The sequence below is a fragment of the Streptomyces sp. ADI96-02 genome (genome assembly GCF_003846185.1).
In the GTDB taxonomy this organism is placed as follows: domain Bacteria; phylum Actinomycetota; class Actinomycetes; order Streptomycetales; family Streptomycetaceae; genus Streptomyces.
In genome coordinates, this window is sequence record NZ_ML123034.1 from 5,617,681 (window position 1) to 5,625,191 (window position 7,511).

Consider the following 7,511-nt stretch of genomic DNA (forward strand, 5'->3'; position numbering starts at 1 on the left):
GTGAAGCACATCTGCGGCTGCGCTTAAGAAATCCTCGATGGACCCGGGACCTCGCCGTACGGCAGATTGCTCCGTGACGGCCGGTGACGAGGCGTGGAGCCGCACGGCGAGCTCCGTCCCGTCCCGCGCCGCACCCCCGTACACCTCGGGCCGCAGGGCTTTTTCCGACATGCCCCGGGCCCGGGGCATCCACCCGCACCACGTCAGGGAGCCACCGCCGTGAAGGCACTCGTCAAGCAGAAGGCCGAACCCGGACTGTGGCTGATGGACGTGCCGGAGCCGGAGTACGGCCCGAACGAGGTCCTGATCAAGGTCCTGCGGACCGGTATCTGCGGCACCGACCTGCACATCCGCGCCTACGACGGCTGGGCGCAGCAGGCGGTCACGACGCCGCTCGTCCTCGGCCACGAGTTCGTCGGCGAGGTCGCCGCGCTCGGCTCGGACGTCGCGGACATCGCCGTCGGCGACCTGGTCAGCGGCGAGGGCCACCTCGTCTGCGGCAAGTGCCGCAACTGCCTCGCCGGCCGCCGCCACCTCTGCCGCTCCACCGTCGGCCTCGGCGTCGGCCGGGACGGCGCGTTCGCCGAGTACGTCGTGCTGCCCGCCTCGAACGTGTGGGTCCACCGCGTCCCGGTCGATCTCGACATCGCCGCGATCTTCGACCCGTTCGGCAACGCCGTGCACACCGCGCTCTCCTTCCCGCTGGTCGGCGAGGACGTCCTGATCACCGGCGCCGGACCGATCGGCATCATGGCCGCCGCCGTGGCCCGGCACGCCGGGGCCCGGAACGTCGTGATCACCGACGTCAGCGAGGCCCGCCTGGCGCTGGCCCGCAAGGTCGGCGTCAGCCTCGCCCTCAACGTCGAGGACGAGACCATCGCCGACGGCCAGCGCCGGCTGGGCCTGCGCGAGGGATTCGACATCGGCCTGGAGATGTCCGGCCGCCCCGAGGCGATGCGCGACATGGTCGCCAACATGACCCACGGCGGCCGGATCGCGATGCTCGGCCTGCCCGCCGAGGAGTTCGCCGTCGACTGGGCCCGCATCGTCACCTCCATGATCACCGTCAAGGGGATCTACGGCCGCGAGATGTACGAGACCTGGTACGCCATGTCCGTCCTGCTGGAGGGCGGCCTCGACCTCGCCCCCGTGATCACCGGCCGCTACGGCTACCGCGACTTCGAGGCGGCCTTCGACGACGCGGCGAGCGGCCTCGGCGGCAAGGTCATCCTCGACTGGACCGCCTGAGAACTCCGCCGGCCCGCATCCCGCACCGGGCCTCCCGACCACCCTCAAGGCTTCACGGCATAAGGAACCCGCATGTTCGACTCCGTACGCGACGACCTGCGCACCACCCTCGACGAGATCCGGGCCGCCGGGCTGCACAAGCCCGAGCGCGTGATCGGCACCCCGCAGTCCGCCACGGTGGCCGTCACCTCCGGCGGCCGTCCCGGCGAGGTGCTCAACTTCTGCGCCAACAACTACCTGGGCCTCGCCGACCACCCCGAGATCGTCACCGCCGCCCACGAGGCGCTGGACCGCTGGGGCTACGGGCTCGCCTCGGTCCGCTTCATCTGCGGCACCCAGGAGGTCCACAAGGAGCTGGAACAGCGGCTCTCGGCCTTCCTCGGCCAGGAGGACACGATCCTCTACTCCTCCTGCTTCGACGCCAACGGCGGAGTGTTCGAGACACTGCTCGGCGCCGAGGACGCGGTCATCTCCGACGCCCTCAACCACGCCTCCATCATCGACGGCATCCGGCTCTCCAAGGCCCAGCGCCTCCGCTACGCCAACCGCGACATGGACGAGCTGGAACGCCGGCTCAAGGAGGCGTCCGAGGCCCGCCGCCGCCTGATCGTCACCGACGGCGTGTTCTCCATGGACGGGTACGTCGCCCCGCTCCGGGAGATCTGCGACCTGGCCGACCGCTACGACGCCATGGTGATGGTCGACGACTCCCACGCCGTCGGCTTCGTCGGCCCCGGCGGACGCGGCACGCCCGAGCTGCACGGTGTCATGGACCGGGTGGACATCATCACGGGCACCCTCGGCAAGGCGCTCGGCGGAGCCTCCGGCGGTTACGTCGCGGCGCGCGCCGAGATCGTCGCCCTGCTGCGCCAGCGCTCGCGCCCGTACCTCTTCTCCAACTCCCTCGCCCCGGTCATCGCCGCCGCCTCCCTCAAGGTCATCGACCTGCTGGAGTCGGCCGGCGAACTGCGCGACCAGCTCAACGCCAACACGCGGCTCTTCCGCACCCGGATGACCGAGGAGGGCTTCGACGTCCTGCCCGGCGACCACGCCATCGCCCCCGTCATGATCGGCGACGCGGCGAAGGCCGGCCGGATGGCGGAACTGCTGCTGGAGCGCGGCGTGTACGTGATCGGGTTCTCCTACCCGGTGGTCCCGCAGGACGCGGCCCGTATCCGCGTCCAGCTCTCCGCCGCCCACTCCACGGCCGACGTGAACCGCGCCGTGGACGCCTTCGTCGACGCCCGGGCGGCGCTGGAGGCGTGACACCCCGGCGTCCGCGGCGCGTCACGCGCCGCGGACCCGCCGGGCGGCGCGCGGCCCGGCCCGGCCCGGCGGCACCGGGCCGGGTGAACGCCCGCGACCTGTGACAATGGGCGCATGATCGATGCGCGGCGGCTGCGAATCCTGCGTGCGGTGGCCGACCACCGCACCGTGACCGCTGCCGCCGCCGCCCTCTACCTGACGCCCTCCGCCGTCTCCCAGCAGCTCGCCGCCCTGGAGCAGGAGACCGGCCACCGGCTCGTCGAACGCGGTGCGCGCGGAGCCCGGCTCACCGCCGCCGGGGAGATCCTGCTCGGCCACACCAACGTCGTACTGGCGCAGCTGGAGCGGGCCGAGGCGGAGCTCGCGGAGTACGGCGCGGGCGTCGCCGGTACGGTCACCGTCGCCGCGTTCGCCACCGGCATCGGCCTGGTCCTGGCCCCCGCGCTCAGCGAGCTGGCACGCACCGCGCCCGGCATCCGGGTGAAGGTCCAGGACGCCGAGGGCGACGCGAGCGTGCCGATGGTGCTGGACCGGCAGGTCGACGTGGCCGTCGCCGTCGAATACCGGGGCGCGCCCGCCGAGGACGACCGCCGCCTGACCCGCGTCCCGCTCTACTCGGAGCCGTTCGACGCCGTGCTGCCGGTGGACCACCGCCTCGCGGGCCAGGACCACGTCGCGGTCGCCGATCTGGCGAAGGACCCGTGGATCGGCCCCTATCCGGGCAACCCCTGCCACGACGTGGTGGTGCTGGCCTGCGAATTCGCCGGGTTCGCTCCCCGCCTCGAACACTCCTCGGACGACTTCCGCGCCGTGGTCGCGCTGGCCGGGGCGGACGCCGGAGTGGCCCTGGTGCCGCGGTCCGCGCTGCGCGGGATGGAGCTGACGGACGTGGTCGTCCGCCCCGTCGAGGGCAGCGCCCCCACCCGCCGGGTGTTCGCCGCGGTCCGGCAGGGCGCGGAGGGGCATCCGCTGATCCGGCCGGTGCTGGACGCGATGGAGTCGGTGGCGGTGCGGGAGGCGGGGCTCTTCTCGCGGTGAGCGTGGTCCGCGTGGGGGCGCGCTGGATCGATGGCGCTGCGGAGCGGTCAGGCGCGGGCCGTGCGGCGGATGCGGTGGGCCGGGCCGGGGCGGCGGCCGGCCGGCGGGTCGGGGTCGTAGAGGATCTGCCAGCAGACCAGACCGGCCAGGATCGCGATCGTGGCCCAGGAGGGCAGCCGTACGCCCAGCGGGGCCAGGAGCAGCGACGCGGCGACGCACGGCAGTGCCCAGCCGAGGATCCAGACGCGATCGGGGCGTGCCGTGAGAGGCAGGCCGGCGAGCAGGCCCGTCGCGAAGTACCCCGCCATCGCGCAGCACAGCAGCCAGTGCTGGCCGCGTGGCAGGACGGCGTCCGGATGGGCGACGGCGGAGCCGAGCGCGGTGGCGAGCGCGGCCAGGAAACCGGTGGTCAGCGCGTGCAGCAGCATCGCCAGCCGCGGTGCGAGGGCGTCCTGGCGCAGGCGCGGGATGCCGTTGTGGCCGTAGAGCAGGCTCAGCGTCCACACCCCCGCCAGGAGGGCGAACGCGGCGAGCGCGGTGAGGGCCAGTGGCCTGTTCCACACCTCGCGGTCGGACGCGGCGTCGATGACCTGGATGACTCCTTCGCCCAGCACGATGATCACGTAGAGGCCCAGCCGCTCCGACATGTGCGCGGTGTCGATCCGCGCCTCGGTCAGCGCAGGGGGTTTCTCCGCCTCGTCGTCGTGGGGCGGACCGGGCGGGCGCCCGTGGTCGTGGCGACGGTGGCGTTCGGCCCGCTCGGCCGCGCGTTCGGCGGCCCGCCGGAGGGTGCGGCCCCGGGTCGAGACCAGCAGCGTCAGGATGTCGAGCGCGACCCCGAGCCCCCACAGCCAGTACCGCGCCGGGGCGTGCGTGAACAGCGACACCAGCCAGGGCACCGACCCGGCGTCGAACTGGGCCAGGGGCCAGTCCACCACGACGCTGCCGCGCTGCCAGATCCGTCCCGCCTGCCAGCGCAGCACCACGTACGCCAGGACGAACGCGGTGGTGTGGCTGGTCCGTACGGAGTCGACCGAGGCGGCCATCACCGCCATGCCCGCCATGGCGAGCAGCAGCGTCCGCAGCCGGGTCGCGGAGGCGGCGATGTCCCCGTACACGGCGATGCCCGCCCAGGACGTCCAGAAGGCCAGGTAGAGGACGATGTACAGCGCGACGTCCTGGAGCCGTGGGCCCTCGTGCAGCAGATGGGCGAGCTGTCCCACGCCCGCGACGACGACCAGGTCGAAGAAGAGCTCGTTCCACCCGGCGTGCCGCTCGCCCCCGGCTGGGGGCTTCGGCGGGGGCGCGGGCGGGTCGGCGCCGCTCTCCGTAGGGTCGGTGGGGTCCATGCAGCCATGGTCGTCATCCCGGGCCGACGGCGCGTCGGCTGTGGGCCGAACGGGCGGGCTCCGCGCGAACGAGGTCCGGCCGGGCGGCCCTGAGCCGACGGGGCCCGAAGGCGCGGTTTCCACCCGTTCAGGTGAAGGGGCGGCTTTCCCGCCCGGGGCGCGAGGGCCGGGCCGGATAGTCGGGTCTGCACGCACAGCGGCAGCGCGTGGGCCCGGCCCACACCGCTGTGGCGGGCGGCGACGCCGTCACCGGCACGTCGCCCGCCACCGCCGCTGCTCGCGTTCTCCACTCGCCTCCAGGGAGGGCACATGGTCGGCACGGCACACCGGAGCACGGGTGTGGAGGGCGTGGACGGGGGCGTCGGGGTGACCGCTCTCCTGGTCGCCGCGGCGCGGGCGATCGAGACCCACCGCCACGACAGCCTCGCCCGGGACGTCTACGCGGAGCACTTCGTGCTCGCCGCACCGGCTTCCGCCCACTGGCCGGTGCGTACGCACCAGGTGCCGGAGGGCGACGCCAATCCGCTGTGGGGCCGGTTCGCGCGGTACTTCGGTCTGCGTACGAGAGTCCTCGACGACTTCCTCCTCGGATCCGTGCACGCGGGCGTCCGCCAGGTGGTGCTGCTGGGGGCGGGACTGGACGCGCGGGCGTACCGGCTCGACTGGCCTGCGGGCTGCGTGGTCTTCGAGGTCGACAGGGAAGGCGTGCTGGCGTTCAAGCAGGATGTGCTCGGCGCTCTGGCGGCCGTCCCGAAGGCCGCGCGCGTGCCGATCCCCGTCGATCTGCGCGAGGACTGGACCGGAGCGCTGGGCGACGCCGGCTTCGACCCGGCCGTCCCCACCGTCTGGCTGGCCGAGGGACTGCTGTTCTACCTGCCCGCCGCCGTCGAGACCCGCCTCATCGACACGGTGGACCGGCTGAGCGCCGAAGGGAGCGCTCTGGCCTTCGAGGTCAAGCTGGAGAAGGACCTGCTGGCGTACCGGGACAGCCCGATCTACACCTCGACCCGGCACCAGATCGGCATCGACCTGCTCGACCTGTTCGACCGGCAGCCTCGGCCCGACTCGGCGGGCGCCCTGTCCGACAAGGGCTGGTCCACCTCGGTCCACACCCCCTTCGACTTCGCCCGGCGGCTCGGACGCGGCCCGCTGCCCGAGCAGAACGACGCCCTGGCGGGCAACCGGTGGGTGTTCGCGGACAGGATCCGGCCGTAGGGAGCGTCATTGGCGGGGCTGTCCGAGATCGTGAACAGGGGACGCCTGTCGCCGCGCCTGCGGCCGGTGCGCCCGGCTCGCACCGCAGCGTTGCGGGACAGCCCTCAACGTGACCGCCGGAGCAAGGTCCACAAGGACCTTCCCAGGATCCTGGACGGCCGGCGGCTTGCCCCAGGACGCCAGTGGCGTGGATATGTCCTGGTCACAGCCTCGCCGCCCCCAAATCGAACGGCGAGGCCAGTCCTTTTCCCCAGGTCCTCAAGGCGAGGCTGGTCCTTTTCCCCAGGTCCTCAAGCGGAAACAGCGCGGAGCATGGAGGAGAAGCGCCAGGAGGGTACGGAGGAGGGTCTTTCGCCCGGTCCACCGAGTGATTCTCACCGCCGACCCACAGGAGGAAACCCATGCCGCACTCCGTGCGATGCAGGACCGCACTCGCCACCGGTGCCGTCGGGCTTCTCGCCGCGGTGAGCATCCCTGCCGGCTCGGACAGCGCGTCGGCAGTCGACACCGACGCTCACAAGTACGTCGAGCTGGAAATCGTCAACGCCACGGACGAGAATCTCGACCTCGACGCGAAACTCTCCTCGAACGGCTCCCAGGGACGCACCGCCTCCAAGGAGCGCAATGGCATCAAGCCTCTTCCCACGTCCACTTTCGACAGCGGCAAGGGAGCCCGCCAGTCGTACGCCCTCGACTTCGTCGGAGACTACGACTGGAAGGAGAAGATCGGGTTCATCTACGACTACAAGAACTTCCTCAACGTCCAGGCCGCTTCTCCTTCCACGCCTGGCAAATCTCAGACGACCCTGACCCACGAAGGCCGGGTGTACGGCGAGGCCGAGTCGAAAAAGGTGGCGGTCAACGCGTCAGCGGGCAACGCGGACCCCTACCGGTTCACGTTGGAAGAGCAGGAGCAGCCGGCCTCGGGGTTCGACAAGAAGTACCGTCTCGTCATCTCCAAGGACAATATCTACGACGGAAACCGGTCGGGATTCGTCCCTGATGTCAAGAGGCTGACGTCTTCGGGTCGTGCGGTGTACAAGGTGACCGTGCCGGAGCGGACGCAGAAACTCGCCTCGGTGCCGGCCGATCTGAAGGTCGGCCCCTACACGGTCTTCGGACGGGGGTTCGACCCCACGTCGGGCAAGGAGATCGGCAAGGTGCTCCCGGTCGGCAAGCCGACGCTGGACCAGGTGAACAAGACCCTCACCCTGCCGAAGGCGACCTTCTTCTTCGAGTATCCGGAGGGCTACTTCCCGCAGTACTACCTGACGGTCCTGGACGAGGCGGGCCTCGGGGGCACTCAGGAGCTCTCGCGTGTTCCGGGTCCGCCGGCCGGTCTCGACCAGAGCGCGATCACGGCGATCAGCGCCGCACCCGCCACCGGGAACGGGG

Annotated in this window: 6 protein-coding genes; 5 read left to right on the plus strand and 1 reads right to left on the minus strand. The window is 71.9% G+C overall.

The annotated features are described in order from the left end of the window. Window positions 1–219: 219 nt before the first annotated feature. The 3 genes from tdh (at window position 220) to EES43_RS24430 (ending at window position 3,552) form a co-directional block, all read left to right on the plus strand. Window positions 220–1,248, plus strand: a complete 1,029-nt coding sequence (tdh, locus tag EES43_RS24420; RefSeq protein ID WP_124270710.1) for an L-threonine 3-dehydrogenase — start codon at window positions 220–222, stop codon at window positions 1,246–1,248. 72 nt (window positions 1,249–1,320) lie between these two features. Continuing rightward, a complete protein-coding gene (locus EES43_RS24425; RefSeq protein ID WP_124270711.1) occupies window positions 1,321–2,514 on the plus strand; it encodes a glycine C-acetyltransferase in 1,194 nt (397 codons plus the stop codon). Between the two features lie 114 nt (window positions 2,515–2,628). Next, complete coding sequence (locus EES43_RS24430; protein WP_124270712.1) at window positions 2,629–3,552, plus strand: LysR family transcriptional regulator; 924 nt, start codon at window positions 2,629–2,631, stop codon at window positions 3,550–3,552. Window positions 3,553–3,599: 47 nt separating this feature from the next. On the opposite strand, the gene EES43_RS24435 is transcribed toward EES43_RS24430, so the two are convergent. Continuing rightward, the gene (locus EES43_RS24435; protein ID WP_124270713.1) at window positions 3,600–4,901 is read right to left on the minus strand and encodes a low temperature requirement protein A; all 1,302 of its coding nucleotides are present in this window, start codon (window positions 4,899–4,901) and stop codon (window positions 3,600–3,602) included. A gap of 309 nt (window positions 4,902–5,210) precedes the next feature. Between EES43_RS24435 and EES43_RS24440 the strand changes: the two genes are divergently transcribed. Together EES43_RS24440 and EES43_RS30775 are read left to right on the plus strand one after the other, a co-directional pair. After that, a complete protein-coding gene (locus tag EES43_RS24440) occupies window positions 5,211–6,116 on the plus strand; it encodes a class I SAM-dependent methyltransferase (RefSeq protein ID WP_124270714.1) in 906 nt (301 codons plus the stop codon). A gap of 401 nt (window positions 6,117–6,517) precedes the next feature. Further along, a partial coding sequence (locus EES43_RS30775) for a hypothetical protein (protein ID WP_164493247.1) occupies window positions 6,518–7,511 on the plus strand: 994 nt, incomplete at its 3' end.